Here is a 25716-nt window from a genome sequence, read left to right as displayed (position 1 = left end):
TTGAACACGGCGAACCCCAGGGAGGATCCAAATGACCACTGCACAGGACGTGGGTACACAGGACGCGGGTACACAGAACGCGGGTAACGCCGAAAGGCCGGACATGAAGCTCGAGGTCGTCATCATTCCCGTCTCCGACCCGGACCGATCAAAGAAGTTCTACGAGAACCTGGGCTTCAGGCTCGACGCGGACATCGTCGCAGGCGACAGCTTTCGGATCGTGCAGTTCACTCCGCCGGGCTCGGGTTGCTCCATCGGGTTCGGCATCGGAGTGACTCCCTCCGCCCCGGGAGCGGCGCAGGGTCTGGAGCTCATCGTCTCGGACATCGCGGCGGCCCGAAAGGACCTGGTCGACCGCGGGGCTGACGTGAGCGAGGTGTTCCACGGCTCTCCGTTCAATCCGGCCGGCCGGATCAGCGGACCGGACCCCGACCACCAGAGCTATAAGTCCTACGCGGTGTTCAACGACCCCGATGGCAACCTGTGGCTGCTCCAGGAGATAACCCACCGGCTACCGGGTCGCCTCGATCCCGGCGCTACCACGTATTCGTCCGTTTCGGACCTGGCGAACGCGATGCGGCGCGCGTCCGTCGCGCATGGCGAGCACGAGAAGCGAATCGGCCAAGAAGACCCGGACTGGCCGGACTGGTACGCGAAATACATGGTCGCCGAGGAGACCGGGGAGGCACTGCCGACGTGACCACGTACGACGGCACCTACTCCGCCACCGGGCTCCTGAGCCACGACCCGCAATTGGCCGGACAGACGGTCGTCGTGATCGGCGGAACGTTGGGCATCGGGTTGGAGACCGCCCGCCGTGCGCACGCCGAAGGGGCCGACGTGATAATCACGGCTCGCAACCCGGACCGCTTGCGGACCGTCGGAGCCGAGCTGGGCGCGAGGACCGCCGCGTTCGACGCCACCGATTTTGATCTGCTCACGAGGTTCCTAGACGATCTGCCTTCGATCGACCACGTCCTCCTCACCGGTCCGGGTCCGTACTACGCCCCCTTTGCCGAGTTCGACTTCGACAAGGCGGGCCGCGACGTCGAATCACACCTCTTTCTGCCGATCCTGATCGCGAAGCACGCCGCAGGCAAGGTCCGGCCGGGAGGGACGTTGCTCTTCATGGGCGGCACCGGCGGGCGGCGGACCGGTTCGGGACTCTCCCTGATCTCAGCCCTCACCGCCGCCCTGCCCGCCCTGGTGAGGAATCTCGCGCTCGAAGTCGCTCCCGTCCGGGTCAACCTGATCGCAGCCGGTTTCGTCGACACCCCGCTGTCGGCGTCACTCCTCGGCGACGAACTCGACGCACGCCGCGAACAACTACGCAGCACACTCCCGATCGGGCGCGTAGTGGGTCCGGGTGACATCGCCGCGCTCGCGGTACACCTCATGGTCAACACCGCGATCACCGGGGCGACCATGGACATCGACGGAGGACAGCAGCTGGTCCCCTGAGCGTCTCGACCACGTGGTCTACGGTTGGTTGCCGTGACCTGGGTGCCACCGGAACGGAAGCCATGGGTCGAGAAGCTGATCGCCTACGGCCGAGGGCTCGGGGACGATGGACAATCGATGATCTCGCTTCGCTCGGGCGACCTTCTCGAGGCGGCGACCGCGGCCACAGGCTTCACCGACTTCGGCGACGAATGGTTCCGCGAGCCGCTCCACCGCCTTTGCACCGCGCTCGATGACGAAGCGGAACTGCATCTCGCCGGCCGCCTCCGAGCCCGTGCGGAGTTGCAGGTGATCCTCCAGAACCGGCTCCGGTTGGTCGACCTGTGGAAGAAGGAACCTGCGATCGACCGGGAGATCGTCCGCTCCCCCATCGTCGTTACCGGCCTCGGTCGTTCCGGAACGACGCTGCTGCACGAGCTGCTCGCGTGCGACCGTGACAACCGCCCCGCCCTCCTGTGGGAGCTGGTTCACACGGTCCCGGGAGCTGCTGCGCCCGGAGAGTCGGAACGCCCTGCAGACGACGTCGATTGGGTCGCAACGACTCACGCCGAGATCACCGTCATGGACGAGATGGTGCCCGCCTTCACCTCGATGCACGAGAACGGAGGCCACCTCCCGACGGAGTGCATCTTCGCATTCGCCCACCAGTTCTCGAGCGACATCTTCACCGGCATCTACAACGTGCCCAGCTATACGATATGGAAGAGCGGAATTGATCAGGCGCCGATATACCAGTGGCATCGGCGGATGCTCCAGACGCTCCAGTGGTCCCGTCCCACCGAACGATGGGTGGTGAAGGCGCCCTCGCATCTGTCCCACCTGCCTCTCCTGTTCGCGACCTATCCCGACGTCCGGGTGGTGATGACCCACCGCGATCCGCTCCGGGTGGTGGGCTCTTTGGCGGACACGATGGCGACTCTTCACTGGATGCACTCGAACCGAGTACCGCATCAGGACCTGGTCGAGTTCTTGTGCCTGGGCGTTGAGCTACAGATGAACGGCGTCGCCAATGAACGCGACTCAGGCAGCCTTCCCGATGATCAGATCACCGATGTGGTTTACAAGGACCTCGTATCCGATCCCGTAGGCACCGTTGCCAAGCTGTACGACCGCTGGGGAATCGAGCTGTCCGATGAGGCCCGGGCGAACCTCCAGGATTACGTCGGGGCACGCCATGACAACCGAACGACCGGCGGCCACCGTTACCGATTCGAGGACACCGGACTGGACCTGGCGGAGCATCGCGGTCTCGTCGCCGACTATCAGCAACGGTTCGGAGTTCCGTCGGAGGTATGAGGATTCAGCTTCCGAGACTGTCGATCGGGACCAGCTCGCATGTGGGATGCGGTGGCCGATCGGCCAGCACCCAGCGAACGATCATGTAACCCTCCCGCCTTCCACCGGTGTCGATCCAGTTCGCCACACCGGGGTCTCGTGGCGAGATGACCAGGCGCCAGTTGCCGTCGGCCGATCTCTGCGCCGTGTGATTGTTCAGGTTCGTGGTGGTGTACCGGTAGTCCAGGCTCTCCATCCACGCCGACGCGGTGGTGAGTCCCCAATACAGAAAATTCTCCGCTGGATCGTGGACGGTGACGACGAGAGCCTCACCCTCCCCCAGAACCCAACGCCCGCCGTGGTAGGTCATCTCGGCGTTGCTGTGCGAGCGGACCTCGTCGTCCTGAGCCGCCACATGTTCCGATCCCGCAGTGCCGCCGAAGTGGTTGATGTTGCCAGCAGTGTCGCGCCACATGTTCACCGCCGTCGCAGCGACGAACTGGACGAACAGCGCGGCGAACTCCATCTTTGACGCGATCTCCTCAACTTCGAGGATCGGCGGCGCGACATCACCGACCAGATCGATCCGCAGGTCCGCCGGCCGGTCGCGGACGCGATCGAAGAACGTTTCGCGCACCGCCAGCTGCCCCGTCCCCGGTGGTACCGCGACGACGTTCTTGAAGGCCGGATCGGGATCCTCGCCCTCGGGGACGATGAGCACGTCGACCTCCCCGTTCGGTCCGAGCTGGAACTGATCGAGATGAGCCTGCACGGTCGTGCCGGTCCGCCCGCCGACGGCGCCCTTTCCGATGGGAGTGCCGAACGTCAACCCGACGTACGCGGCATCCCCGCGCGTCCCGCTGAGCCTGTAGGTCTGGCTGTCGTCGATCGGGCAGAAGGCGTACCTAGTGTCCGGATTGTCTACCAGAAGCTTCCTGTACTCGCTTTGCGACTGGAATAGCTGCGGATGAAGCGGATCCGACTTCTCGATGAACCACTCCTGCGCAAGCGAGCTGATCCTCGTTATCCATCGGTACCCCTCCGCGCGGTCGGTGTCGGTTCGCGGCACGGCTTCCGCAGTTCGAACCGTTTCGATCGCAGCTTCCTGGGCCTCGATCCAGGCCTTCCATGCACTGTCGAGGCGGTTCTGCACGTCGCTCATCCCCGAACCATAGGGCACTAACGTTTTCCTCGGCTCGTTTCGCTCCGCTCGCCGAAGGGTGCCGCGGGCATCGCACACGAGGAGGGTTCATCACGACTGAGTCGCCCGACGACGGCTGGACGGTGCTCGTAACCGGTGCGACCGGACGGGTTGGTTTTCCGATCGCGCGGGAACTTGCCCGACGTCACACGGTCTACGGGCTGGCTCGATGCACCCATCCGGGCGACGAGGACCGACTGATGGCCGCGGGCATTGTGCCGATGGTCGGAGATATCGCCGAACTCGAGGCCCTTGCCTTGCCGGTCAATCTCACCCACGTGTTCCACGCTGCGGCGCGGCTGGGGCGCGACGCCGACTCCGATTGGCAGAAAACCTTCGAGGTGAACGCCCAGGTGACCGGGAGACTTATCGCCGCGTGCGAAGGGGTGAGTGGATTCGTCTTCTGCTCGACCGGATCGGCATATGCGTATCAGGGAAGAAGGCCTCTCAGGGAGGATGACCCTCCTGGCGTTCATCTGGGCAACTACAGCCTGTCCAAGATTGCCGGCGAGGCTGTCGCTCGCTTCGCCGCGGTCGAGCACGGAGTGCCCCTGACGATCATCCGCATCTTCTCGACCTACGGTCCCCTTGGTGGTGCGCCCGCGGACCGCTTCGAACGCATACGCGCCGGCAAGGACATCGTCCTGCATCCAGACAAACCGAACAACTACAACCCGATCTACGAAGACGATTACGTCAGGCTCGGTGTCCGCGCGCTGGAGGTGGCCTCGATCCCTCCCATCACCGTCAACTGGGCGGGTAGCGAAACCGTCAGCGCAGAGGAGTACTGCACTTAGCTCGGCGAGCTCATTGGCAAACCGGTCAGGTTCCGGTACGAGGAGCGGGCGCCGTGGCCGCTATGGCCCGACACGAACCTGATGCACCAGGTGCTTGGACGCACCCAGGTCACCTGGCGCGAAGGCATGCGCCGAATGGTCGCGGCGCGCGGCTAGCGCGACCGAGCCCTTCGACGCCGCAAGTGTCGCGGAGCGTACGGTTCGGGCCGTTGCGCGAGTACAAGCACGCCGCCTAGCATGACCAGCGCGACGCCGCCGGCGAGAAGGTTGCCCGTGTGGGTCCCGGTTCTCGCCAACGCGGTCGATCGCGAGATCGGCACGAGGGCAGGAGCCGCGCTCGGCGACGGGTGAACCGTTGCAAGAGTGCTGGGGGGTGCCGCGACCGTCGTGGTCGTGGTCGCGGTCACAGCGGTCGTCGTCGGTGACGCCGGAGCCGCAACTCGGGGCCCGGCGCGCTCTGTCCCGGTGATCATCCCAGGGATGGACACGCTGACTATTCCCGCTGCAAGCACGAGGGCCGCAGCTATGAAAATGACGCGGGCCGCAGCCGGTCTTCGACCCATCCGGGCGACACTAGTTGGTCCCCATGATGAGGTCGGCATCCTGGTTGAAGTCGGTCACGAACGGCCAGTCCTCACCTTCGACCGGAGCCTGGCGGAAACGGACCCACTCATGGCTGTCGCCGTTTCGCTCCACCGCGAGGGCGGACCAGGCCTGACGTTTGAAAGTGACGTTGTCAGGCTGAAGCTCGTGGGCCGCGTTGAAATGCCGGATCACCCGGTCGGTAAGCCCTTCGGAACGCCAGAAGTGCTGAGCGATCTCGAAATGTGCGGCGGCCTCCGAGGCGGTCATGGGCTGGGGGCGAGACCTGTCCACGACCTGCTGAGGGCTGAGGGCGTAACGGCTGTCGGCACCGTTGCTGACCCAGTCCCGGAGCTTGGCGACGTAGGCCTCGCGCTCGTCCAGGCCGCCGATCATTTCCGCTATCTGCAACGCCCTCTTGCCGACAGGCATCGGCATGGCTCGCTCCGGAGGGCGAACGAGGGTACCGGTTTCGTCGATCCAGACGACCATCGGAACGTTGGTGATCCCGAACAACGAGTCCATCCGGTGGGTCTCGTCGATCAGCGACGGATGGGTCGACCCGGCCGCTTCGACGAACGGTCGGGCGACTTCAGGACCCGCCATCTCCAGGCAGACGTCGACGATCTCGAGTCCGAGAGGGTTTAGCTCCTCCCACAGCACCTGCCACCCGGGCAGGTCCCAACGGCAGCCTCAATAGGGGGCCCACGCCACGAGCGCCACCTTCTGGCCTCGCAGGGAGCGGAGAGAGAACTCCCGACCTTCGAGGTCGGGCAGGACGAGATCCGGTGCCTCAGCGGACATGAGCGCCCGACCCCCGGTCGTCTCCGGTCCGATCGCCCATACGCCGAGCTCCGGGTCGTTGACGACAGCCATCCCGAGCTTCCGGCAGGTGTCGGCGAGATCGAACGCCCCGGCCCCCAACGGGACGCACACTTCCCCCTTGCACGCTCCTTGGGGCTTGATGGACCAGCCGGTAGCCGCCTCGAATTGCTCGGCGTCGGTCGAGAACTCGGTGAGTAGCATCGAGGAACTATACGTTGCCCAGCCTGTCGCAGGCCTCTCTGAGCGCGCGGCGGCAGCCCTCCCACGTCTCTCGCACGATGTCGGCGACCGATTCCACTCGGTCGATCCGCCCAGCGACCTGACCGGTGTTGGCGAGGCTGGCTTCCATGTCACCGGTGAAATACAGCGTCTGGGCACCGTCGAGGCGGGTTTCGGACCGTCCTGTCGTGGCCGCCTGATCCGCCGTCGCTGTCCGAATGACGCGCATGGTTGGCATCCCGGGCAACGACAAGAGAACGGTGCCCGTCTCCTCAGACGCGACGACCGCATCCTTGAAGTTGTGGTGGACCGGCGACTCTCTGGACGCGAGCATCCGGGTTCCCATCTGGACCCCCTCCGCTCCCAGCGCGATGGCCGCGGCCATCGAACGACCGTCGCAGATGCCGCCCGCGGCAACGATCGGCAGGGTCACGCGCGATGCAACCAGCGGGAGGACCACGAGGGTCGACGCACCGTGACGGTTCTTGAACCCGCCTCCCTCGACGCCCTCGACGACCAAGCCGTCGACCCCCGCGTCGACCGCCTTGAGGGCGTTGCGGAGCGTGCCCACTACGTGGAACACGGTGGTACCCGCGTCGTGGAGCCGGTCGGTGAGAAGGCCCGGGTCGCCTGAGGATGTCGTCACCACTCGTATGCCCGCGTCGGCGAGAACTTCGACCACGCTCGGGTCCTTACGGACAGCCAGAGCAACGTTCGCCCCGACCGGCCGGTCAGTCAGATCTCGCACCCGCTTGAGGTCTTCCCGGCCCTGCGGGGACGCCGTTTCGATGATGCCCAGTGCGCCCGCGTTCGACACCGCGGCGGCGAGCTGCGCGCCCGCGATATAGGTCATCGGCGCCTGAATGATCGGAATCTCGACACCGAGCATCTCTGCGACCCTCATACGCGCGGAACCCGACGGCCGGCTTGTCGGCGTCATCTCGTCACGACTGTCCGACCGACGGTCCGTCGGGCTTCCATGTCCTCCAGAGCTCCGGGCAGACCCTCGAAGGGGACCGTCTCCCCGACAACGGGGCGGATGCTTCCTGCGGCCAGCAAGCCCAGCAGATGTTCGTGTACCCGCCGACCCACGTCTGTGGTGGGAGGGTTGAACTTCGGAACGGGCACAGGAAGGAAGTCCTTGAGATAGGGAACGAGCGCGGGATCGGTATAAGCGAGAATCACCCCCACCAAATCAAAGTTCCCGAAGCAAAGGGCACGCCCCGAGACCATCGGCTGTTCCTCCGCTTCGATTCCTTCCGCGAATCCGACGCACAGATGACGACCTCCATGGGAGAGGCACTCGAGCGAGCGCAGCGTCGTCGAGCCTCCGACCCCGTCGAAGCAGACGCTCACACCCCGACCGCCAGTGGCGTCGAGAACCGCCCTGACGAAATCGTCGGTCCGGTAGTTGATCACCAGGTCCGCCCCCAGCGACTTGACCAGGGGCGCCTTGTCGTCGCTCCCCACCGTCGCGAGCACCCGCGCCCCGGCTGCGACCGCAAGCTGCACCGCGGCCGAGCCGACGCCGCCGGCAGCCGCGTGGATGAGGACCGTTTCGCCAGCATCGAGTCGCCCGCGCTCGTGCAAGCCGAGGTAAGCGAGATGGAACGGATAGAAAAATGCCGCAGCCTCAATGTCACTCAACTTCGTCGGCGCCTCGAAGGCCATCGCGGTGGAGCAGACGACCAGATCGGCGTGAGCTCCAGTCCCTGCCCGGCCACTTGCAGTTACCCGTCGCCCGATCCATTCCTCCGCGCCCACCCCGACCGCAACCACCTCGCCTACACACTCCATGCCCAATGTGTACGGCAACGGGGGGTTGATGGTCAGATACCGCCCGTGGCAGGCATCAACCTCGTTGTAATTGAGGACGCTCGCGGTCGCACGTACCAGGATCTCCCCGGCCCCCGGCTCCGGCTCGGGAACTTCGCGCACTTCGAGCGCGTGAGAAGGAGACCCGAACCTGGTGACCTGCCAAGCGCGCATCTCAGCTGCTTAGCAGAGCCGCCGCGATGACGTCGCCCACTTGCTCCGACTCGATGAGGAAGCCGTCGTGACCGTAAAGCGAATGTATGAGCGACACGCGAGGGCGGTCAGGCAGATACTCCGCTATTTCCTGTTGCAGCCGGGGCGGGTACAGCCGGTCCGAGTCGATCGCCGCGACAGTCGACCTGGCAAGCACTGAGGACAGCGCTCTCTCGGCTCCTCCTCGTCCACGTCCGACGTCGTGGTGATCCATCGCCCGGCTGAGCACCAAATAGCTGTTGGCGTCGAAACGCCGGCGAAGTTTGTCCCCGTGGTGGTCGAGGTAGCTCTCGACGGCGTACCGGCCACCCGCCAGCGGATCCTCGGCAGCTTGGGCATCCCGCCCGAAGCGAGAAGCCAGCTCGAGCTCGGACCGGTAACTGATGTGACCGATGCGCCGGGCCAGGCCCAGTCCCAACTGGGGTCCGTCGCCATGTCTTCCGTCGTAGTAGTCGCCTCCGTTGAACAAGGGGTCGAGCCGGATTGCGTGAGCTTGAACCGCGCACAGCCCGATTTGCTCAGCGGTGGCTGCGGCGCCGCAACCGACGACGATCATTCTTTCTACCCGCTCGGGATAGGTGACCCCCCACTCCAGGGCCCGCATGCCACCCATCGACCCCCCGACCACGGCTGCCCAACGCTCGATGCCGATCGAGTCCGCCAAGGCGGCCTCGACCGACACTTGGTCCCTGATGGTGATCGCTGGGAAGCGCGATCCCCACGGCGATCCGTCCGGAGAGGGCGAGACCGGTCCCGTCGTCCCCTGGCACCCGCCGAGCGTGTTGGGGCAGATCACCCACCACCGATCCGTGTCGATCGCCCTTCCAGGACCGATCAGCGGATCCCACCACCCCGGGGTCCGGTGGCCCGGACCTGCCGGTCCCGCGGCGTGGCTGTCCCCGGTTAGAGCGTGCTCGATCAGGACCGCGTTGTCCCGGGCCGCGGAAGCGGTGCCCCACGTCTCATAAGCAGCCGTGATTGGACCGAACGAGCCGCCTCCCTCCAGCTTGAGAGATTCCTCGGAGAACAAGCTCGCGAACGTGCGGTGCCCGGGGTCATCCCCTGGCCACCAGACGCCGCTGGTCGCGGCTGGGCGAAAGTTCGGAGACCTTTTGACCATTCGACTAATTCGATCCGATAGCCGACCTGGGCGATCAGGAATCCATGGTAGCTTCGCCTTCGGGGCCTAGTAGAGCCCGTACTGCCGGTGGCAACCCAACCCGGAGGTGAGAGGATGACCAGCACCGCTACTCCAGTTGACAACGGAGTCGACGTCGCGTTCCTAATGACTGCGCGGAACATGCTCACCGAGCAGCCCGAAGGAGCCAACTTCAAATGGAGGGCGAGCAACACATGGGTCAACGGGACCCATAGCCGCAGCAGCGTCTCGGGTTTCTTCGGACTTGGCGAGGAGCAGAAGCATCGCACCGAGTTCACGTTTGACGGAGATCACCCTGAGCTGTTCTCATCCGAGGACAACGGGCCGACGCCGGTCGAGCTGCTTCTCGTCAGCCTGGCGAGTTGCCTCACTGCCGGTGTTGCGGCGGTCGCGCAGAACCGGGAGATACAGCTTCGGTCGGTTACCGCCACGCTCGAAGGCGACATGGACGTCCGTGGAATTCTCGGCTGCGATCCGGAAGTCCGCAACGGGTTCAGCCAGATCCGGGTGAGCTACAAGATCGACGCCGACGCCTCGCCTGACGACATCAAGGCTTTGGTGGCACAGTCGCAAAAGAGGTCGGCGGTGTACGACATCGTCACCAACCCGACGCGCGTGACAGTAGAGGTCGAGTGACCGTCAGCTTCTGACGGCACGCCAAGGTCTGGATGCAGCGGGTCTCGGCCGTCATAATCGGGGCCGGGCAGACCGGTCTCGCCATGAGCCGGTGCCTGAGCGAACGCTCGATCGAGCACGTCCTGCTTGAACGCGGAAAGGTCGCCAACTCCTGGCGAACCGAACGATGGGACTCCTTGCGGTTGCTCACGCCCAACTGGCTGAGCCGGTTGCCCGGCTATCGCTACCAGGGCGACGACCCGGACGGTTACATGACGATGTCCGAGATCGTCGGCTACATCGCGTGTTACGCCGAAACGATCGAAGCTCCGGTCGAGTCGAACACCGAGGTCACCTCCGTCGACGCGATCGACGACGGCTTCCGCGTCCTCACCACCAACGGAGAGTGGAGGGCGAAAGCGGTCGTGATAGCGAGCGGCCCGTACCACCGCGCCGACGTTCCGGGGTTCGCAGAAGCGATCCCGCCGACCGTCACCTGCTTGGCCGCGTCCGACTACCGGAACCCGGACCAACTCGACGAAGGTGGGGTGCTGGTCGTCGGAGCCGCGTCGACAGGTGTGCAGCTGGCCGACGAGATACACCGATCCGGTCGCCCCGTCACCCTCGCCGTCGGCGGGCACGTCCGGATGCCCAGGCTGTACCGAGGCATGGACATCATGTGGTGGCTCGACGCCGCCGGCGTCCTCGACGAGCGTTACGACGAAGTCGATGACATCGTCCGCGCCCGCCACGTGTCCTCGTTCCAGCTGGTGGGCACCCCGGCGAGGCTGACAGTCGACCTCAACTCTCTCCAGCAAATCGGTGTGCGTCTGGTCGGGCGTCTCGCCGGAATGACCAGCGAAGGGACAGCGCAGTTTTCCGGATCTCTGCCCAACCAATGCGCGCTCGCCGACCTCAAAATGGGTCGGCTGCTCGACACACTCGACGAATGGGCGACCGAACACGGCGTCGACACTGAAACCGATCCACCGGAAAGGTTCCCCGCAACCGACGTGCCGCCCGAACCGCCGCTCATGCTGTCCCTTGGCAGAGGCGACATCAAGACGATCGTCTGGGCGACCGGCTACCGCCCCGAGTACCCGTGGCTGAACGTTCCGGTCCTTGACGCCAAGGGGAACGTTCGCCACGAGGGCGGTGTCACCAACGTGCCCGGCGTGTACGTGATGGGCACCACGTTCCTGCGCCGGCGGAAATCGACCCTCATCGTCGGAGCCGGGGACGACGCACACGACCTCAGCACCCACCTTTGTGACTACTTGGATGAGCTGGCGAAGGTCACCTGATCGGCCGGTGCCCAATAACATTGCAACGGTGCAGGATCACGAGTGGGGTTTCCGCACAAGAGCCGTCCACGCCGGTAACCGGCCCGATGCCACGACCGGGGCGCGCGCCGTTCCTATCTACCAGACCACCGCCTTCGTGTTCGAGGACGCCGCCGACGCCGCCGACCTGTTCGCATTGCAGAAGTACGGAAACATCTACACGCGGATCGCGAACCCGACCGTTGCCGCGTTCGAAGAACGAATGGCGAACCTGGAGGGCGGTATCGGTGCTGTCGCCACGTCGAGCGGCCAAGCCGCAGAGACACTTCTATTCACCGGAGTCGCCGGCGCTGGCGATCACATCGTGAGCAGCGCCGCCCTTTACGGCGGCACTCATACCCTGCTCGACGTATCGCTTCGGCGATTGGGTATCGAGACCACGTTCGTCGCTCCGGACGACCCCGCCGCTTTCGTCGCTGCAGCACGTCCCGAAACCAAGGCGTTCTACACCGAGATCATCGCCAACCCCTCTGGTGTTGTCGCCGACCTCGAGGCTCTGGCCGACGGCGCGCACTCTTTGGGCGTGCCGCTCGTAGTGGACTCGACCATGGCCACTCCTTACCTCTGCCGCCCCTTTGAGCACGGCGCAGATGTGGTCCTGCACTCGGCTACCAAGTTCATCGGAGGGCACGGCACGTCGATGGGTGGCGTGGTCGTGGAGAGCGGGCGCTTCGATTGGGCCAACGGCCGTTTTCCCCGAATGACGGAGCCGGTTCCCAGTTACGGCGGCCTGCGCTACTGGGACAACTTCGCCGAGTACGGCTTCTGCACTCAGCTGCGCGTCGAACAGCTGCGCGATTTCGGAGCCGCCCTTGCGCCCCTGAACGCGTTCCTCCTGCTGCAGGGCCTCGAAACGCTGTCGCTCCGTATGGATGCCCACGTGTCAAACGCAATGCGCCTCGCCGAGTACCTGTCCGACCATCCTGCCGTTGCCTGGGTGGCGTTCGCCGGCCTCACCGCCTCGCCTTATCACGACCTCGCCCGCCGCTACATGCCGCGCGGGCCCGGTGCGGTTTTCTCGTTCGGACTCAAGGGCGGGAGGGAAGCGGGCGAGGCCTTCGTGGAGGCTACTGAGCTCGCCAGCCACCTGGCCAACATCGGCGACACCAAGACGCTCGTGATCCACCCCGCATCGACCACTCATCGGCAGCTTTCCGACGAGGCGATCGCCGCCGCGGGTGTGGCGGCGGACCTGGTGCGGGTGTCAGTCGGGATCGAGGATCTCGACGACATCATCTGGGACTTCGACCGGGCGCTGACGATCGCTTCGAAGGCGGACAAATGACCGCACCGCTCCGCGCCGAGCGATCCGAATCCGCACTAGAGCCGTGGCGGCCACCGACCGCGCCGGAGCGACTGCAGATCCTCAACCGAACCAAGACAGTCGCGATCGTGGGCGCGTCGTCCAACCCTGCGCGGGCAAGCCACTTCGTTGCTACCTACCTGCTGAGTTCGAGCACCGACTTCACCGTATGGTTCGTCAACCCGAGGGAGAAGTCGATCCTCGGCCACCCTGTGTACGCGACGTTGGGCGATCTACCGGAGTCCCCGGATCTCGTGGATGTGTTCCGCCGGGAGGCGGAGCTCCCGGCCGTCGCGGCGGACGCGGTCGAGGCAGGGGCCCGCACGTTCTGGGCCCAGCTCGGGCTGTGGAGCGACGACGCCGCCGAGCTGGCTCACGCCGCGGGACTCTCGGTGGTGATGAACCGCTGCGTGAAGATCGAGCACGCCCGCTTTGCGGGTGGCCTGCACCTCGCCGGTTTCGACACCGGAGTGATCAGCGCCAAGCGCCCCACCCGCCTGGGATCGTCCGGGAAATGACGGCGATGACCCCATCGGATTCGTCCACTCCGCAATGGAAGTTGGTCGACGAAGGATGGGGCCGCAAAGCGGTCGACTGTGCGACCCTGCACGAGCCGCAGAACTGCCGCGAGTACATCTACGTCCACCATCAACTCGAGGTAGGAGCCGGCGACCGGCTTCTCGACGTCGCTTGTGGTGCCGGGCTGTCTCTCGAGCTGGCGCACCTGCGCGGCGCGCAATGCGCCGGCATCGACGCCTCGCCGAGATTGGTGTCGGTCGCCCGCTTTCGCAGCCCGGGCTCGGATATCCGGGTCGGGGACATGAACCACCTCCCGTGGGAAGCCGAATCCTTCGACGTCGCCACCAGCTTCCGCGGTATCTGGGGCACGACGCCTGACGCGGTCACCGAGATTTACCGCGTCCTCAAGCCGGGCGGACGGTTCGGACTGACGGTCTGGGGACATCTGAAGGTGTCGCCGGGCGCGTGGGCGCTGGCACCGTTCCGCCTCGCCACCGAGGAGAAGGTCGACAATCAGGCGGCCATGGTGTCGCTCGGCCGTCCCGGTTTGGGCGAGCAACTCCTCGAGTCGTGCGGGTTCGTCGACGTCCGGCGGGCGGACGTTCCCTTCGCGTGGGAGTTTCCTGACCCCGACCTGTTTGCTCGCGCTCTCGCGTCCACCGGACCGGCGTACGAGGCGATCCAGAACGTCGGCGAGGAAGCGTTCTACCAGGCCGCTGTCGAAGAAGCCCGGTCGCGCCTGTCCGACGGACTGCCTTTGCGCGCGGAGATCAAGGTCGTCGGCTATCTGGCCCGCAAGCCGACCTGAAGGGTCACCGGCAGACCCCCTTCTCGATCAGGGCAGCCACGTCGGAGACCGACAACCCCAATACGGAGTTCAACACCTCCTCGGTGTCCGCCCCCAGGCACGGGGCTGATGCAGCGGTGCGTTGACGAAGCGCCGACATGCGCAGGGGGTTGCCCGCGTGTCGCTCGTCCCCCACTTCGGGGTGGTGGAGCCGCACTATGAAGTCCCGTTCCATCAAGTGAGGGTCGGACAGATGATCGAGCGGGCCCAGCACAGGCATCGCCGAGACGCCTCCCTCCTGCAGGAACCGTGCCGCGTCTGCGGAGTCGCGGGAGGAGGTCCATGCAGTTAGGCGTTCGTCGATCAGGCCGCGCCGTTGGAGACGGCCCGCCAGAGTCGATTCATCCTCCGACTCCGGCCAGCCCAACGCCCCGCATAGCCGAACCCAAGCGGCGTCGTCGGGAACGGCGACAGCGAGCCAGCTGTCCTCTCCGGCCGCGGGATACACACCGTGTGGAACGGCGTGAGGGCTGGCATTGCCGAGCGGCCGAGGGTCGACGCCGGACGCGAAGGCCTCGAGGTAAGCCTCGCCCAGAAGGAATGCGGCAAGGTCCGTCTGTGCCATGTCGACCAGCTGCCCTTCACCGGTCCTGCGCCGGTGGTCGAGCGCGGCGAGCACTCCCACCGCGAGCATCTTGCCGGCGATGTGGTCGGGATGGTTGAGAGAAGTACCACACGGATAGGGCGCGTCGGGGTGGTTCCAAAGGCCGTGCAGCCCCACGAATCCGAGGTTGAGGGGCCCGTATGCAGGAACCCGGGCCAACGGCCCCTCGCGGCCGTATCCCTGCGAGGTGACGTAGATCACCGCCGGGTTGACTTTTTTCACCTGTTCGAACCCGAGGCCCAGATCGTCGAGAACGCCGCCGCGGTAGTTCTCGGCAACCACGTCGGCTGTAGCGCAAAGCTCCAACGCCAGTCGCCGGCCTTCCGCCGAGTCTAAGTTCAGCGCAACGCTGCGCCGGCCGCGACACTCGGCGTTGAACGCGAAGCCGCAGTTGACCCGACCCATGCCGGTCGCCCGGAGCACGTCGAGATGGGATTCGGATTCGATCTTGATGACGTCGGCTCCCAGCTCGGACAGGACCATGCACGTTTCGGGAACGACAGCCGCCATCCCGAATTCCACGACGCGGATCCCTTGGAGAAGCAGCCCTCTTCCTCCGGTTCCGGTAGACACAGGATGTGAGGGCGTTCGCGCCTCCCAGGCCGGCTCGGAATCGCCATTGCGTGGCGCGCCTTTGCGCAAGGAGCTGGGCGTTGCGGAGAGGCGAAGCGGCGGTGCGACGAAGGGCGCGCCCTCGAGCTCGTCGAAACCCGTGTCGAGGAACACCTGACGAGCCTTGGTTTGCGGATGGGCGACGAACTCGGACGGCTGGTGGATGACTCCCACGGTCGCGCCCGACTGCATCGCCTCCTGGAATAGCTCGGCGCGCGTACGGTCGGTCAGCCGCTCCTGCGCGATGAGGCGCACCACGTCGCTGTTGGTGATCCGGAAGACGGGGTTCTTCCATTCCGGCTGCTCGAGCGCCTCGGGATTTCCAAGGACGGACAGAAAGCCGCGCCATTGCTTGCTGTTGCCGATGACGGTGCGCACCCAACCGTCGGAGGCGGGCAGTACCCAGTAGGAGCCGTCTGCGTTGCGGGTTCCCTGGACCGGGAGCAACGGGTTGATCTTGGCGTAGTCCTGCAGGACCACAGACCACGGCACGGTGCCGGCGAGCGCCGCTTCTTGCACGCTGACCTCGACGAGCTGACCCTCGCCGGTCCGACCCCGGTCCATGAGAGCCGAGATCGCTCCGAGCGCCGCATAGACAGACGCGCAGTCGTGGGCGAGATGTCCCGGGATCCAGCAAGGTGGGCGGTCCGGGAACCCGCTTGCGTGCAGAGTGCCGGATGCGGCGAGGGCTGGAAGCGGCTCGAGGTGCCATCCCGACTGAGGGCCGCTGAGGCCGAAGTCTGCGATGGCGACGTGAACCAGGTGGGGGTGGCGTTCATACACGTCGGCTGGATCGAGGCCGGCGGCAGCGCACTTAGAGGGTCCGAGGTTGTTCACCAGGACTTCGGCCGACGCCAGGTAGGGCTCCAGCGCGTCCCTTCCCATTTCGGACTGAACGTCGATGGTGGTGCCGCGCTTGTTGGCGTTGCGGTACGTGTGGGAAAGGCGAGGACTGAGATCTTCGGCGGGCGACATGATCCGGATCACGTCGGCTCCCAAATCAGCCAGGATGCGTGCGCACATTGCGCCCCGCAGGTCGGTGAGGTCGACCACTCTGGTGCCGTCCAGCGGTCCGGTCATTGTCGGATAATAAACGTGCAGACATGGTGTTGCCCTAACCTCCCCCGCCGTGAACGCGGCAATGCCTCCCGTCGGTCCGCTGGCCGGAATCAGGGTGCTTCAGATCGCCAGCCTTGCGCCGGGACCGTTCGCCGCTTGCATGCTCGCCGACATGGGAGCGGACGTCGTGCGGGTTGACCGTCTTGCGGGTGCGCCTGCCTTCAGCTCTGAGCTGCTCGGCCGGGGGCAGCGGTCGGTAGCCGTGGACCTCAAGCACCCCGCGGGAATCGATGTCGTCCTCCGTTTGGTTGAGTCGGCCGAGATGTTGATCGAGGGCTTCCGTCCCGGTGTCATGGAACGCCTGGGATTGGGACCGCAGGTGTGCCTCGGCCGCAATCCCGCGCTCGTGTACGGACGGATGACTGGTTTCGGTCAGGATGGGCCGCTGGCAAAAAGCGCGGGGCACGACATCAACTACATCTCGCTGAGCGGTGCGCTCGGAATGATCGGTCGGGCGGGCCAGCCTCCCACTCCGCCTCTGAACCTGGTCGGCGACTTCGGAGGGGGCGGGATGCTTTTGGCGTTCGGGTTGATGTGCGCACTTGTCGAAGCGCGGCGCAGCGGGCGGGGTCAGGTCGTCGACGCGGCGATGGTCGACGGGAGCGCATTGCTCATGCTCCCCTTCTTCGGGCCTCGACGTTCACCGCCGTCCCCGCGCGGCACGAACCTGCTCGACTCCGGCGCGCCTTTCTACGACGCGTACGAGGCTGCAGACGGCCGATGGGTTTCGGTGGGCGCGATCGAGCCACAGTTCTACGCCCGGTTGATCGAGGGCCTCGGCCTCGACCCCGGCTCGCTTCCTGCCCAGATGGATTCGGCCAGCTGGCCCGAGGTCAAGCGACGTTTTTCTGAAGTATTCAAAACCCGCACACGTGAAGAGTGGTGCAAGACGTTCGAGGGCAGCGATGCCTGTGTAACCCCAGTGCTCGACATCGACGAGGTGCCAGACCACCCCCACAACTCGGGTCGGCACGCCTACGCGGATGTTGACGGTGTTGCGCAACCCGCGCCGGCGCCGCGGTTCAGCGTGACCCCCGGTTCGCTCCGCCGCCCCCCTCCCGAGATTGGCGAGCACACCGACGAGGTCCTCGCCGAGTGGGCGGGCATCGATACCGATGCGGCAGCCGAACTGCGCGCTTCAGGGGTGTTGCGCTAAGTCTTGGGCCCGGGCCCTATCCCAACCGGAATATGGATAGGCAGAACCGCGGAGCCGCGACGCGCTGATACGTCGCAGCGACCGAGTCGTACGAGATCCCTGTCTGAGAGCCGTCTTTCAGAGGCACAGGCACGGCGTGAGCGTAACGAGAGCTCGTGTTTCGTCGCCGTCGGGACCGAGGATTGAACCCAGCGCACGACTTTGGTTGGTCGTGCCCGGCGCTATGGTGAGGGGAGCGACACACGGGAGCCCGAGGCTCGGGCTGAGAGGGGGTCTGATACCCCGACCGTTAGACCTGATCCGGCTAATACCGGCGTAGGGAGGAAATCATGGGCCTAGCCAAAGGAAATCGCGTCTTCGTCACCGGGTCACGACCCGACATCCGGGTCCCGTTTCAAGGGGTGCGGTTGCACGATTCACCCGACGGAACCCCCAACGCGGAGTTGCTGCGCTACCACACCGCGGGGCCGGGGGCGCCACGGGAAGCGGGACTGCCCCTGCTTCGCGAGCCGTGGATCGATGAGCGCGGCGACACGGAGCGGTATTCGGGCAGGGTGGTCGACGTTCGCGATGACGGCAGGGCCGCCGCTAGGGGCGCTCAGAGGTATCCCTCCCATACCCGCGAAAGCCGACAACCACGGCGAGCGAAGCATGGTGCGATCGTCACCCAGCTCCACTACGCCCGCCAGGGGATCCTGACCCCCGAGATGGAGTTCGCAGCCATTCGCGAGGGCATACCGGCCGACGCGGTGATGGAGGAACTAGCCGCCGGGCGCGCGATCCTTCCCGCGAACATCAACCACCCCGAGTCCGAACCGATGCTCATCGGGGCGCGCTTCTTAGTGAAGATCAACGCCAACATCGGCAACTCCTCGGTGACCTCGTCGGTCGCTGAGGAAGTCGACAAGCTTGAGTGGGCGACCCGGTGGGGCGCAGACACCGTCATGGACCTGTCAACCGGTCGGGACATTCACACCACCCGCGGCTGGATAATCCGCAACTCCCCGGTACCGATAGGAACGGTCCCCATCTATCAGGCGCTGGAGAAGGTCGACGGTGTCGCGGAGCGGCTGTCGTGGGACGTCTACCGCGACACTGTTATCGAGCAAGCGGAGCAGGGCGTCGACTACATGACGGTCCACGCCGGACTGCTATTGCGGTACATCCCGCTCACGGTCAAGAGGGTCACCGGGATCGTAAGCCGGGGCGGTTCGATCATGGCCGCCTGGTGCCTCGCGCACCATCAAGAGAACTTTCTCTACTCCCACTTCGAAGAACTGTGCGAGATCCTCGCGGCATACGACGTAGCGTTCTCGCTCGGCGACGGCCTTCGACCCGGCTCGATCGCGGACGCCAACGACGAAGCCCAAATCGCCGAGCTGCGAACCCTCGGTGAGCTGACCGAAGTCGCGTGGGAACGCGGTGCGCAGGTCATGGTCGAGGGACCCGGTCACGTACCGATGCATCAGATCCAAGAGAACATGCACCTCCAGCGTCAGTACTGCCACGGGGCCCCCTTCTACACGCTCGGCCCGCTCACCACCGACATAGCCCCTGGCTACGACCACATCACCTCGGCCATAGGCGCCGCCATGATCGGCTGGGCGGGCACCGCGATGCTGTGCTACGTCACCCCCAAGGAACATCTGGGGCTGCCCGACCGCGACGACGTCAAGGCCGGTGTCATCGCCTACAAGATCGCTGCTCATGCGGCCGACCTGGCCAAGGGCCACCCCGGGGCAAGGGCGTGGGACGACGCGCTCTCCAAGGCTCGCTTCGAGTTCCGCTGGGAGGACCAGTTCGAACTGGCCCTGGATCCGGACACCGCCAGGGCCTATCACGATGAGACCCTTCCAGCGGAGTCCGCGAAAACCGCCCACTTCTGCTCGATGTGCGGGCCCAAGTTCTGCTCGATGAGAATCAGCCACGACCTTCGCGCCGCCGACCGGATCCAGGAGGCGATGCAGGACAAGGCGGAGGAGTTCCGCTCGAGCGGAAGCGAGATCTACCTGTTACCGCAAAAAGCGACTTGACTGAGAACACATCGAAACCCATCCGGAGGAGACCGATGCCTAGGTCGATTGATCGTCACCGCCTTCGCGAACTGATGGACAACGGAGCCCAGCTGGTTGAGGTCCTCCCAGCCGATGAGTATGCGGAGGAACACATTCCGGGTGCGGTGAACATTCCCCTCAAAGAACTCGACTCCCACAGCGCTGCTCGACTCGACGCCTCCCGGCCGGTCGCCGTCTACTGCTGGGATGCCCTTTGAGACATGAGCCCGCGAGCCGCGTGGCGGCTCGAACAACTCGGATTCGTCGAGGTTTACGACTACTCGACCGGCAAGATCGACTGGATCGCAGCGGGTTGGGCGACTGAGGGGCCTGGCCCGTCCGAACCCCGCGTCCTGACCGCGATGGATCGCGGCGTGCGGACCTGCGACGTCGACGAACAGGTCGGTGCAGTCCGCCGGCGATTGGGACCCAACATCACCGCTTCTGTGGTGGTCAACAGTCAGGGAATCGTGGCCGGACGCTTAGAGCACCTGGATGCGATCGATGCCGAAGACCCGCGCTCCGCCGGCGACGTGATGAGACCCGGACCCACCACGATCAGACCCAGCGAGAACCTAAAAGAAGCCCGGGAACGCATGGCGGGCAGCCGCGTTCGTGAGCTTCTGGTGACGACACCGGACGGAGAACTGCTTGGGATCTTGCGTCCAGAATGATCGCTTGTGGGCCACTCTGCGCTACTCCGGTTGGTCGATCACACTTGTGGCCCAGCGGGTTTCGATCCGGGCAAACTTCCAGTAGGTGACAGCGGCGAACCAAACGGCGATGAAGAGCCCAACGACTATGTAACCGGCCTGATTGATGTCGAAGTTGGCCATGAGGTCCCAAATGCCACCGTGAAGGTTGAGCTTGTCCGATAGAACGCTGGCGATCTCGATGGTGCCGATCAACAGCGCGACGGCGATGGACAGTCCGGTGATGACTAGGTTGTAGTACACCTTGCGGACCGGCCGGGCGAAGGCCCACCCGTAGGCGAAGTTCATGAAGAACCCGTCGAGGGTGTCGAAGATGGTGAGCCCGCCAGCGAAGAGCAGGGGCAGAGAAAGGACCGCGTACCAAGGGAGGCCTTGGGTTGCTGCTGTTGCTGTCGCGCTGAGGAGCAGCACTTCCGTGGCGGTATCGAAGCCGATCCCGAAGACGGCTCCGACGAAGAACATGTGCCAGCTCTTCGTGATTGATCGCACGAACCGTCCGAAGAATCGGTACATGAGCCCTCTCGCCTGGAGTTGGCGCTCGAGTTCTTCTTCGTCGAAGCCGCCCTGGCGCATCCGCCGGAACACTTTGAGGATTCCAGCCAGAACGACCAGGTTCAACGCCGCGATGAGGTATAGAAACCCGGCTGCCAGGGAAGTTCCGATCACCCCTCCGGTTGTCTCGAAGCTCGAAGCAGGATCGACTATCGCCCCGAACACTGCCCGCGCCGCGACGCACAACCCGGCACCGACCAAAACGAGGACTGTCGCATGACCGAGAGCAAAGAAGAAGCCGGTGCCCAACGGCCGGCTGCCGTCGGCCATGAGCTTTCGGGTGGTGTTGTCGATAGCCGAGATGTGATCGGCGTCGAAGCCGTGCCTCGCCCCTAAGGTCCACGCGGTCAGCGCAACGCCCAAGCCGATCCCGAGGCCCTTGTACCGGAAGTGGTGCGGGGCGATGGCAAAGATGAAGATGCCCCAGCCGATGACGTTGATCGCGAGCACCACCGCGGCCATCAGGCCCAACCGAGCTCGCTCGGCCGTCGACAACACCACCCCTCCTCGACCCGTACCCCCAAGCGTCTCGGTCATCCACTTCTCCTTGCTGCCTCGAAGGTGGAGTGGCCCGACAACTGCTGAGCGTCGAAACGCACCGCCCTTGCGCCGAGGGTTCGGTCACGTCGACATCACCCAGGCGTCCGGACTTACCCCCGAAGGGCTTCACCGTTGCGGGACAGTGCCGGGATCTCACCGGACTTCGCTGTCGTGATGTCGCCCCGGTCAGCCGGAGCGACGCCACCCTAACGATCGACGATCAGGGAGTCAAGCCTGATCAGACGATCAGGTGAGCGCCGGTTTGGGATACTGGAGCATGCACCTGGTACCCCCGGAGCGAGCGCACAGAAGGGTCATCGACGGCAACCGTGTTTGCTCCGCGATCGAGGCCCTCGAAGACCAGGCGGCCATCCTTCACTGGGCCAACCGCTTCTCGGTGCTGGCGGACTTGACTCGCCTGAAGGTGCTCACGTGCATCAAGGTCGCGGGTCCGATCAGCGTCTCCGACCTCGCCGCGGCGGCCGACCTCAACGACGACACCACATCCCAAGCCCTCCGTCACCTGCGAGCGAGCCAGGCGGTCACCACCGAAAGAGACGGGCGCGTCGTCCGTTACCGCATAGCCGACCCAAGCATCGAGTACCTCCTCGACCTGGTCGCTAGCCCGGCGCCCACCTGATCACGCCGATCAGGTAGCCGCGCGCCCGCCATCGGCCGCGAGCACGGCTCCGTGGACAAAGCTCGCCTCGTCGCTGACGAGGAACACGATTCCCGCGGCGATCTCCTCCGGGGTGGCCGGGCGACCGGCGGGCGCAAGTGATGCGAGCTGATCGAGAGCTTCTCCCATCGCGGCGGTGCCCTCAGTGCGGGTGGGACCAGGGCTTATGGCATTCACCCTCACGCCCTTGGGGCCGTACTCCGCCGCCCAGGCCTTGGTCAGCAGCTCCACCGCGGCCTTGCTCGACCCGTACAGCGCCATCCCCTCGGCCCCGAACTGGGCGACCATCGTCGACACGTTGACGATCGCCCCCGAACCTCGAGCAGCCATCCCCGGAGCGATCGCGGCGACCAGGAACCAGGGAGCCTTGACGTTCAAGGCGTAGACGGCATCGACAGTGGGCTCGTCGATGGAGTCGGTCGGACCGAAGGGAAAGATGCCCGCGCTGTTGACCAAGATGTCCACCCGGCCGCCCAGGGATTCGTTGGCACGAGCAGCGAGGTCAAGGGCAGCTTCGGCATCTGCCAGATCGGCAGCCACGAACACCGCTGAACCTCCAGCCGAGCGGATCTCCTCGACCACACCCTGCCCCTTGTCCTTGTCTCGGCCGCTCACCGCGACCGTAGCTCCGGCTTCGGCCAGGGCGATTGCAGTGGCCTTCCCGATTCCGCTGGTGGCGCCCGTGACTAGTGCAGTTCTGCCGGTCAGATCAGCCATGTCAGCTCCTCTTTAGCAAGACAGATAGTGAGACCGCTTGTCTCGTTATCTCTAACAAAGACCGGGTGTCTCGTATTCCGGGGGGTCCAGCTAGAGTTGGACGGGACTGGGTAGCGAGGTCGCGAGTGAGTCGCACAGAGACGGAGATGCCTTGAAAGATTTAGTCCTTGGCGATGACGGCCTGCAGCGGTGCGTCTGGGGCACCTCACCCCCGGAGCTCGGGGCCTACCACGACGACGAGTGGGGGCGCCCAGTCGGCAACGACGACGCGGTTTACGAGAAGCTGTGCCTGGAAGGCTTCCAAGCCGGCCTTTCCTGGCTCACGATCCTGCGAAAGCGAGAGGCATTCCGCGAGGCGTTCGCCTCGTTCGACCCGGCGGTGGTGGCCAAGTTCGGGGACGCTGAAGTCGACAGGTTGCTCAGCAACCCGGGGATAGTGCGAAACGGAGCCAAGATCAACGCAACCATCGCCAACGCACGAGCCACCATCGCGCTTCGCGAACAAGGAATATCCCTGGCGGACCTGGTATGGCAGCGCCGCCCACGTATTGAAAAGGCGCCGCGACGAATTGGTGATCTCCAATCATCGACGCCCGAGTCGAAAGCCTTGTCCTCGGTTCTGCGGCGTAATGGCTTCTCGTTTGTCGGTCCGACCACGGTTTACGCGGCCATGCAGTCACTCGGAGTCGTCAACGACCACTTAGATGGCTGCCACTGGCGAGCGATCACGGAGAAGCAACGAGAGGCCTTTCTCCGCACCCCGCGGAGCAAGAAGTGACTCGAACTCGGGCAATCCGTCGTCCCCCTCAGGATTGATCGGTGGCGCGAACCCGGGACCCGGAGGCCCGACGAAGGGTGCTCGACAGCGCCCGAGACCTGGTGTCCGAGCGGGGTCCCAGGGCGGTAAGTGTCGACGAGATCGCTGCCGCGGCGGGGGTTGGCAAGCAGACCATCTACCGGTGGTGGCCCTCGAAGTCGGCTGTGATCATGGACGCTCTCGCCGAGATCACCGATCCGGTCCCCGCCCACCTGCCCGAATCCACCTACGAAGCGATCCGAATCCAGATGCGCCGAGTGGCAACGATGTTCAGCTCACACAACGGTGACCTGATACGTGAAGTCGTGGCCGACGCACAGGGCGACCCGGCGCTGGCAGAGGACTTCCGGGACCGGTTTTTCGCGCACCGCCGCGCGCGCGGCGCAGCCACCCTCGCCGAAGGCAAAAGGACCGGAGAGCTCCGCCCCGACCTCGACGTAGAGGACGCAGTGGACCTTCTGTACGCGCCACTCTGGTTGCGGCTGATCGTCGGGCACCGCCAGAACAGCCCGGCCGCCGCGGATCGAATCTTGGCCCTTGCATGGCCCGGGCTGGTCAATCAGGCCTAGGTTCCGCGCGGGGTTAGGCGCCCGGGAGAAGTCGGTGTATCTCGACGCGCCGCCGTTGGAAGTCCTCATCTACCCCGGCGGGCGGGGAACACGCCCACAGCTGACGGACCGCGAGCAGCTCGATTGGCTAAACGACCAGCGGCAACAGGTCGCCATAGTGGCAAGCGTCTGCACCGGCTCGCTCGTTCTAGCAGCCGCAGGCCTCCTAAAGAATCGTCCCGCAACGACCCACTGGGCCTCCCTCGAACTTCTCGCCCGAATTGACCCCTCCATCGACGTACGCCCGAATGAGCGATTCGTCGGCGACGGAGATGTGATCACGTCATCAGGAGTATCTGCGGGAATAGACATGGCCCTGCACCTCGTCCGCCGCTTGGCGAGCGAGGATCGGGCCCGAGACGTACGGAAGTTCATTCAATACGACCCCGAGCCACCGGTCTGACCGACCAACGTGCCGCGGAAATATCATCAGGCAATGGAGTCAACTGCGGGATATTCGGGAACCCCGCTACCCAAGAAACTTGGCATCAAGCCCGGCATGCACGTAGCGCTCCTCCACGCTCCCGAGGGGTTCGAGGCGACACTCGGCCTGCTGCCCGACGACGTCGCGATCCAGCATGGACTGCGACGCGGTCAACGGGTAGACCTCATCGTAGGATTCGTGAAGGAGCGCGAGCATCTGGCCCGCAACATCCAATGGTTGGTCACAAACCTGCCTCCCGAGGGCGCATTCTGGGTGGCGTGGCCGAAGAAAGCGTCGAAGATTGCTTCAGATATGACCGAGCGCGCGGTACGGGATGTCGCCCTGCCGATCGGCTGGGTGGACGTGAAGGTCTGCGCCATCGACAACACCTGGTCCGCGTTGAAGCTCGTTCTTCGTAAGGAGCTGCGCCCGCATGCCCGCAATCAAGTGCGAACGAAGCAAACTCTGGGTCCAGGAAAGTGACGGTGAGACGCCATGCCTAAGCCAGGACAGCCCCGGTTCAACCACGTCGCCATGAGTGTTCCAGCCGACCTCTTGGCCGAGGATGGAAGGCGCGAAATCGTCGACTTCTACTCGGAAGTCTTCGGATGGCACGAGTACCCTACCGAGACGGTCGACCGCGAGAAGCTTGTTCTGGGCGCGCATACCATCGATCAGTTTGTCTTCCTGATCGCTGACGACAATCCGATGCGCGCGCCACGTCTGGACCATTTCGGCCTCGGGGTCGGCAGCGAAGAGGAGCTGGACCTCTTCTACGACCGTGCAATCGAGTACCGGACCCGTGATCAGCGCGTAGACATCATCGACAAGAAAGTCGAGAAGCATCCGGGCCTCTCGATTACCAACTTCTACGTTGGCTACCTCCTGCCGATGATGATCGAGGTTCAGTACTTCGCTTTCGATGTACCGCCGACTTGAGCGGTTTC

29 protein-coding genes and 2 riboswitches are annotated in these 25716 nt (G+C 65.0%); of the genes, 19 read left to right on the top strand and 10 right to left on the bottom strand.

Going from position 1 to position 25716, the window contains the following annotated elements:
- Nucleotides 1-31 precede the first annotated feature (31 nt).
- Genes VFZ97_09085 through VFZ97_09075 form a run of 3 tightly spaced genes read left to right on the top strand, consistent with a single transcriptional unit; the run spans nucleotide 32 to nucleotide 2757 of the window.
- On the top strand, nucleotides 32-700 hold the full coding sequence (locus VFZ97_09085) for a VOC family protein (GenBank protein ID HEX6393583.1): 669 nt from the start codon (nucleotides 32-34) through the stop codon (nucleotides 698-700).
- Nucleotides 697-1461 carry an SDR family oxidoreductase gene (locus VFZ97_09080; GenBank protein ID HEX6393582.1) on the top strand — a complete coding sequence of 255 codons (765 nt, stop codon included), beginning with the start codon at nucleotides 697-699 and terminating at the stop codon, nucleotides 1459-1461. Before VFZ97_09085 ends, VFZ97_09080 begins: the two co-directional genes overlap by 4 nt.
- A gap of 33 nt (nucleotides 1462-1494) precedes the next feature.
- On the top strand, nucleotides 1495-2757 hold the full coding sequence (locus VFZ97_09075; GenBank protein HEX6393581.1) for a sulfotransferase: 1263 nt from the start codon (nucleotides 1495-1497) through the stop codon (nucleotides 2755-2757).
- Nucleotides 2758-2761: 4 nt separating this feature from the next.
- On the opposite strand, the gene VFZ97_09070 is transcribed toward VFZ97_09075, so the two are convergent.
- Nucleotides 2762-3898, bottom strand: a complete 1137-nt coding sequence (locus VFZ97_09070; protein ID HEX6393580.1) for a DUF1214 domain-containing protein — start codon at nucleotides 3896-3898, stop codon at nucleotides 2762-2764.
- A 122-nt stretch (nucleotides 3899-4020) separates the two neighbouring features.
- Here VFZ97_09070 and VFZ97_09065 point away from each other — a divergent pair, with 122 nt between their 5' ends.
- Nucleotides 4021-4734, top strand: coding sequence for an NAD(P)-dependent oxidoreductase (locus VFZ97_09065; protein ID HEX6393579.1), 714 nt, complete (start codon nucleotides 4021-4023; stop codon nucleotides 4732-4734).
- 152 nt (nucleotides 4735-4886) lie between these two features.
- Here the strand turns inward: VFZ97_09065 and VFZ97_09060 are convergent, their stop codons facing one another.
- Genes VFZ97_09060 through VFZ97_09035 form a run of 6 tightly spaced genes read right to left on the bottom strand, consistent with a single transcriptional unit; the run spans nucleotide 4887 to nucleotide 9508 of the window.
- Complete coding sequence (locus VFZ97_09060; GenBank protein HEX6393578.1) at nucleotides 4887-5297, bottom strand: hypothetical protein; 411 nt, start codon at nucleotides 5295-5297, stop codon at nucleotides 4887-4889.
- Nucleotides 5298-5307: 10 nt separating this feature from the next.
- Complete coding sequence (locus VFZ97_09055; protein ID HEX6393577.1) at nucleotides 5308-5979, bottom strand: hypothetical protein; 672 nt, start codon at nucleotides 5977-5979, stop codon at nucleotides 5308-5310.
- 30 nt (nucleotides 5980-6009) lie between these two features.
- Nucleotides 6010-6342, bottom strand: coding sequence for a hypothetical protein (locus VFZ97_09050; GenBank protein HEX6393576.1), 333 nt, complete (start codon nucleotides 6340-6342; stop codon nucleotides 6010-6012).
- Between the two features lie 7 nt (nucleotides 6343-6349).
- Nucleotides 6350-7300, bottom strand: a complete 951-nt coding sequence (locus VFZ97_09045) for a nitronate monooxygenase (GenBank protein HEX6393575.1) — start codon at nucleotides 7298-7300, stop codon at nucleotides 6350-6352.
- Nucleotides 7297-8349: a zinc-binding dehydrogenase gene (locus VFZ97_09040; GenBank protein HEX6393574.1), complete on the bottom strand. Its 1053-nt coding sequence runs from the start codon at nucleotides 8347-8349 to the stop codon at nucleotides 7297-7299. Before VFZ97_09040 ends, VFZ97_09045 begins: the two co-directional genes overlap by 4 nt.
- 1 nt (nucleotide 8350) lies before the next feature.
- Complete coding sequence (locus VFZ97_09035) at nucleotides 8351-9508, bottom strand: homoserine O-acetyltransferase (protein HEX6393573.1); 1158 nt, start codon at nucleotides 9506-9508, stop codon at nucleotides 8351-8353.
- Nucleotides 9509-9622: 114 nt separating this feature from the next.
- On the opposite strand from VFZ97_09035, the gene VFZ97_09030 reads away from it, so the two are divergent.
- From VFZ97_09030 to VFZ97_09010, 5 genes are read left to right on the top strand one after another with little or no spacing between them, the layout of a single operon-like run.
- Nucleotides 9623-10183, top strand: a complete 561-nt coding sequence (locus VFZ97_09030; GenBank protein HEX6393572.1) for an OsmC family protein — start codon at nucleotides 9623-9625, stop codon at nucleotides 10181-10183.
- 32 nt (nucleotides 10184-10215) lie between these two features.
- Complete coding sequence (locus VFZ97_09025) at nucleotides 10216-11466, top strand: NAD(P)-binding domain-containing protein (GenBank protein HEX6393571.1); 1251 nt, start codon at nucleotides 10216-10218, stop codon at nucleotides 11464-11466.
- Between the two features lie 28 nt (nucleotides 11467-11494).
- A complete protein-coding gene (locus tag VFZ97_09020) occupies nucleotides 11495-12790 on the top strand; it encodes an O-acetylhomoserine aminocarboxypropyltransferase/cysteine synthase family protein (protein HEX6393570.1) in 1296 nt (431 codons plus the stop codon).
- Nucleotides 12787-13326, top strand: a complete 540-nt coding sequence (locus VFZ97_09015; protein ID HEX6393569.1) for a CoA-binding protein — start codon at nucleotides 12787-12789, stop codon at nucleotides 13324-13326. The genes VFZ97_09020 and VFZ97_09015 overlap by 4 nt, the downstream gene beginning before the upstream one ends.
- The gene (locus VFZ97_09010) at nucleotides 13323-14135 is read left to right on the top strand and encodes a class I SAM-dependent methyltransferase (protein ID HEX6393568.1); all 813 of its coding nucleotides are present in this window, start codon (nucleotides 13323-13325) and stop codon (nucleotides 14133-14135) included. The genes VFZ97_09015 and VFZ97_09010 overlap by 4 nt, the downstream gene beginning before the upstream one ends.
- A gap of 4 nt (nucleotides 14136-14139) precedes the next feature.
- Here the strand turns inward: VFZ97_09010 and VFZ97_09005 are convergent, their stop codons facing one another.
- Nucleotides 14140-16470 (bottom strand): CoA transferase, encoded by a 2331-nt coding sequence (locus VFZ97_09005; GenBank protein ID HEX6393567.1) that lies wholly within the window; start codon nucleotides 16468-16470, stop codon nucleotides 14140-14142.
- Between the two features lie 49 nt (nucleotides 16471-16519).
- Between VFZ97_09005 and VFZ97_09000 the strand changes: the two genes are divergently transcribed.
- The 4 genes from VFZ97_09000 (at nucleotide 16520) to VFZ97_08985 (ending at nucleotide 20393) form a co-directional block, all read left to right on the top strand.
- A complete protein-coding gene (locus VFZ97_09000) occupies nucleotides 16520-17665 on the top strand; it encodes a CaiB/BaiF CoA-transferase family protein (protein ID HEX6393566.1) in 1146 nt (381 codons plus the stop codon).
- Nucleotides 17666-17906: 241 nt separating this feature from the next.
- A riboswitch (TPP riboswitch) is annotated at nucleotides 17907-17988 on the top strand.
- A gap of 6 nt (nucleotides 17989-17994) precedes the next feature.
- Nucleotides 17995-19698, top strand: coding sequence for a phosphomethylpyrimidine synthase ThiC (gene thiC, locus VFZ97_08995; GenBank protein HEX6393565.1), 1704 nt, complete (start codon nucleotides 17995-17997; stop codon nucleotides 19696-19698).
- A 35-nt stretch (nucleotides 19699-19733) separates the two neighbouring features.
- Nucleotides 19734-19937 (top strand): rhodanese-like domain-containing protein, encoded by a 204-nt coding sequence (locus VFZ97_08990; protein HEX6393564.1) that lies wholly within the window; start codon nucleotides 19734-19736, stop codon nucleotides 19935-19937.
- 3 nt (nucleotides 19938-19940) lie between these two features.
- The gene (locus VFZ97_08985; protein ID HEX6393563.1) at nucleotides 19941-20393 is read left to right on the top strand and encodes a CBS domain-containing protein; all 453 of its coding nucleotides are present in this window, start codon (nucleotides 19941-19943) and stop codon (nucleotides 20391-20393) included.
- A 21-nt stretch (nucleotides 20394-20414) separates the two neighbouring features.
- Here the strand turns inward: VFZ97_08985 and VFZ97_08980 are convergent, their stop codons facing one another.
- Complete coding sequence (locus VFZ97_08980) at nucleotides 20415-21521, bottom strand: HoxN/HupN/NixA family nickel/cobalt transporter (GenBank protein HEX6393562.1); 1107 nt, start codon at nucleotides 21519-21521, stop codon at nucleotides 20415-20417.
- 84 nt (nucleotides 21522-21605) lie between these two features.
- Nucleotides 21606-21734: riboswitch (cobalamin riboswitch) on the bottom strand.
- Nucleotides 21735-21774: 40 nt separating this feature from the next.
- Here VFZ97_08980 and VFZ97_08975 point away from each other — a divergent pair.
- The gene (locus VFZ97_08975) at nucleotides 21775-22164 is read left to right on the top strand and encodes a metalloregulator ArsR/SmtB family transcription factor (GenBank protein ID HEX6393561.1); all 390 of its coding nucleotides are present in this window, start codon (nucleotides 21775-21777) and stop codon (nucleotides 22162-22164) included.
- Between the two features lie 9 nt (nucleotides 22165-22173).
- Here the strand turns inward: VFZ97_08975 and VFZ97_08970 are convergent, their stop codons facing one another.
- A complete protein-coding gene (locus VFZ97_08970) occupies nucleotides 22174-22920 on the bottom strand; it encodes an SDR family oxidoreductase (GenBank protein ID HEX6393560.1) in 747 nt (248 codons plus the stop codon).
- Between the two features lie 151 nt (nucleotides 22921-23071).
- Between VFZ97_08970 and VFZ97_08965 the strand changes: the two genes are divergently transcribed.
- The 5 genes from VFZ97_08965 to VFZ97_08945 are packed head-to-tail and all read left to right on the top strand — an operon-like array spanning nucleotide 23072 to nucleotide 25708.
- Nucleotides 23072-23698: a DNA-3-methyladenine glycosylase I gene (locus VFZ97_08965; GenBank protein HEX6393559.1), complete on the top strand. Its 627-nt coding sequence runs from the start codon at nucleotides 23072-23074 to the stop codon at nucleotides 23696-23698.
- 41 nt (nucleotides 23699-23739) lie between these two features.
- Nucleotides 23740-24306: a TetR/AcrR family transcriptional regulator gene (locus VFZ97_08960; GenBank protein ID HEX6393558.1), complete on the top strand. Its 567-nt coding sequence runs from the start codon at nucleotides 23740-23742 to the stop codon at nucleotides 24304-24306.
- A 34-nt stretch (nucleotides 24307-24340) separates the two neighbouring features.
- On the top strand, nucleotides 24341-24748 hold the full coding sequence (locus VFZ97_08955) for a DJ-1/PfpI family protein (GenBank protein HEX6393557.1): 408 nt from the start codon (nucleotides 24341-24343) through the stop codon (nucleotides 24746-24748).
- 33 nt (nucleotides 24749-24781) lie between these two features.
- On the top strand, nucleotides 24782-25252 hold the full coding sequence (locus VFZ97_08950; GenBank protein ID HEX6393556.1) for a DUF3052 domain-containing protein: 471 nt from the start codon (nucleotides 24782-24784) through the stop codon (nucleotides 25250-25252).
- A 12-nt stretch (nucleotides 25253-25264) separates the two neighbouring features.
- Nucleotides 25265-25708: a hypothetical protein gene (locus tag VFZ97_08945; protein ID HEX6393555.1), complete on the top strand. Its 444-nt coding sequence runs from the start codon at nucleotides 25265-25267 to the stop codon at nucleotides 25706-25708.
- Nucleotides 25709-25716 lie beyond the last annotated feature (8 nt).

The sequence above is a fragment of the Acidimicrobiales bacterium genome, from assembly GCA_036378675.1.
Taxonomy (GTDB): Bacteria; Actinomycetota; Acidimicrobiia; order Acidimicrobiales; family Palsa-688; genus DASUWA01.
The sequence above is the reverse complement of the archived record's forward strand: the minus strand, read 5'-3'. Positions and strand labels throughout refer to the sequence as shown.

What these genes read in the sequence shown, in the direction of transcription:
- VFZ97_08945 (HEX6393555.1), top strand. Translation starts at nt 25,265, where the DNA reads ATGCCTAAGCCAGGACAGCCCCGGTTCAACCACGTCGCCATGAGTGTT.
- VFZ97_09035 (HEX6393573.1), bottom strand. Translation starts at nt 9,508, where the DNA reads ATGGTCAAAAGGTCTCCGAACTTTCGCCCAGCCGCGACCAGCGGCGTC.
- VFZ97_09045 (HEX6393575.1), bottom strand. Translation starts at nt 7,300, where the DNA reads ATGACGCCGACAAGCCGGCCGTCGGGTTCCGCGCGTATGAGGGTCGCA.
- VFZ97_08950 (HEX6393556.1), top strand. Translation starts at nt 24,782, where the DNA reads ATGGAGTCAACTGCGGGATATTCGGGAACCCCGCTACCCAAGAAACTT.
- VFZ97_09040 (HEX6393574.1), bottom strand. Translation starts at nt 8,349, where the DNA reads ATGCGCGCTTGGCAGGTCACCAGGTTCGGGTCTCCTTCTCACGCGCTC.
- VFZ97_09070 (HEX6393580.1), bottom strand. Translation starts at nt 3,898, where the DNA reads ATGAGCGACGTGCAGAACCGCCTCGACAGTGCATGGAAGGCCTGGATC.
- VFZ97_09030 (HEX6393572.1), top strand. Translation starts at nt 9,623, where the DNA reads ATGACCAGCACCGCTACTCCAGTTGACAACGGAGTCGACGTCGCGTTC.
- VFZ97_09085 (HEX6393583.1), top strand. Translation starts at nt 32, where the DNA reads ATGACCACTGCACAGGACGTGGGTACACAGGACGCGGGTACACAGAAC.
- VFZ97_09015 (HEX6393569.1), top strand. Translation starts at nt 12,787, where the DNA reads ATGACCGCACCGCTCCGCGCCGAGCGATCCGAATCCGCACTAGAGCCG.
- thiC (HEX6393565.1), top strand. Translation starts at nt 17,995, where the DNA reads ATGGGCCTAGCCAAAGGAAATCGCGTCTTCGTCACCGGGTCACGACCC.
- VFZ97_09005 (HEX6393567.1), bottom strand. Translation starts at nt 16,470, where the DNA reads ATGACCGGACCGCTGGACGGCACCAGAGTGGTCGACCTCACCGACCTG.
- VFZ97_09025 (HEX6393571.1), top strand. Translation starts at nt 10,216, where the DNA reads ATGCAGCGGGTCTCGGCCGTCATAATCGGGGCCGGGCAGACCGGTCTC.
- VFZ97_09010 (HEX6393568.1), top strand. Translation starts at nt 13,323, where the DNA reads ATGACGGCGATGACCCCATCGGATTCGTCCACTCCGCAATGGAAGTTG.
- VFZ97_08970 (HEX6393560.1), bottom strand. Translation starts at nt 22,920, where the DNA reads ATGGCTGATCTGACCGGCAGAACTGCACTAGTCACGGGCGCCACCAGC.
- VFZ97_09060 (HEX6393578.1), bottom strand. Translation starts at nt 5,297, where the DNA reads ATGGGTCGAAGACCGGCTGCGGCCCGCGTCATTTTCATAGCTGCGGCC.
- VFZ97_09050 (HEX6393576.1), bottom strand. Translation starts at nt 6,342, where the DNA reads ATGCTACTCACCGAGTTCTCGACCGACGCCGAGCAATTCGAGGCGGCT.
- VFZ97_08980 (HEX6393562.1), bottom strand. Translation starts at nt 21,521, where the DNA reads ATGACCGAGACGCTTGGGGGTACGGGTCGAGGAGGGGTGGTGTTGTCG.
- VFZ97_08985 (HEX6393563.1), top strand. Translation starts at nt 19,941, where the DNA reads ATGAGCCCGCGAGCCGCGTGGCGGCTCGAACAACTCGGATTCGTCGAG.
- VFZ97_08990 (HEX6393564.1), top strand. Translation starts at nt 19,734, where the DNA reads ATGCCTAGGTCGATTGATCGTCACCGCCTTCGCGAACTGATGGACAAC.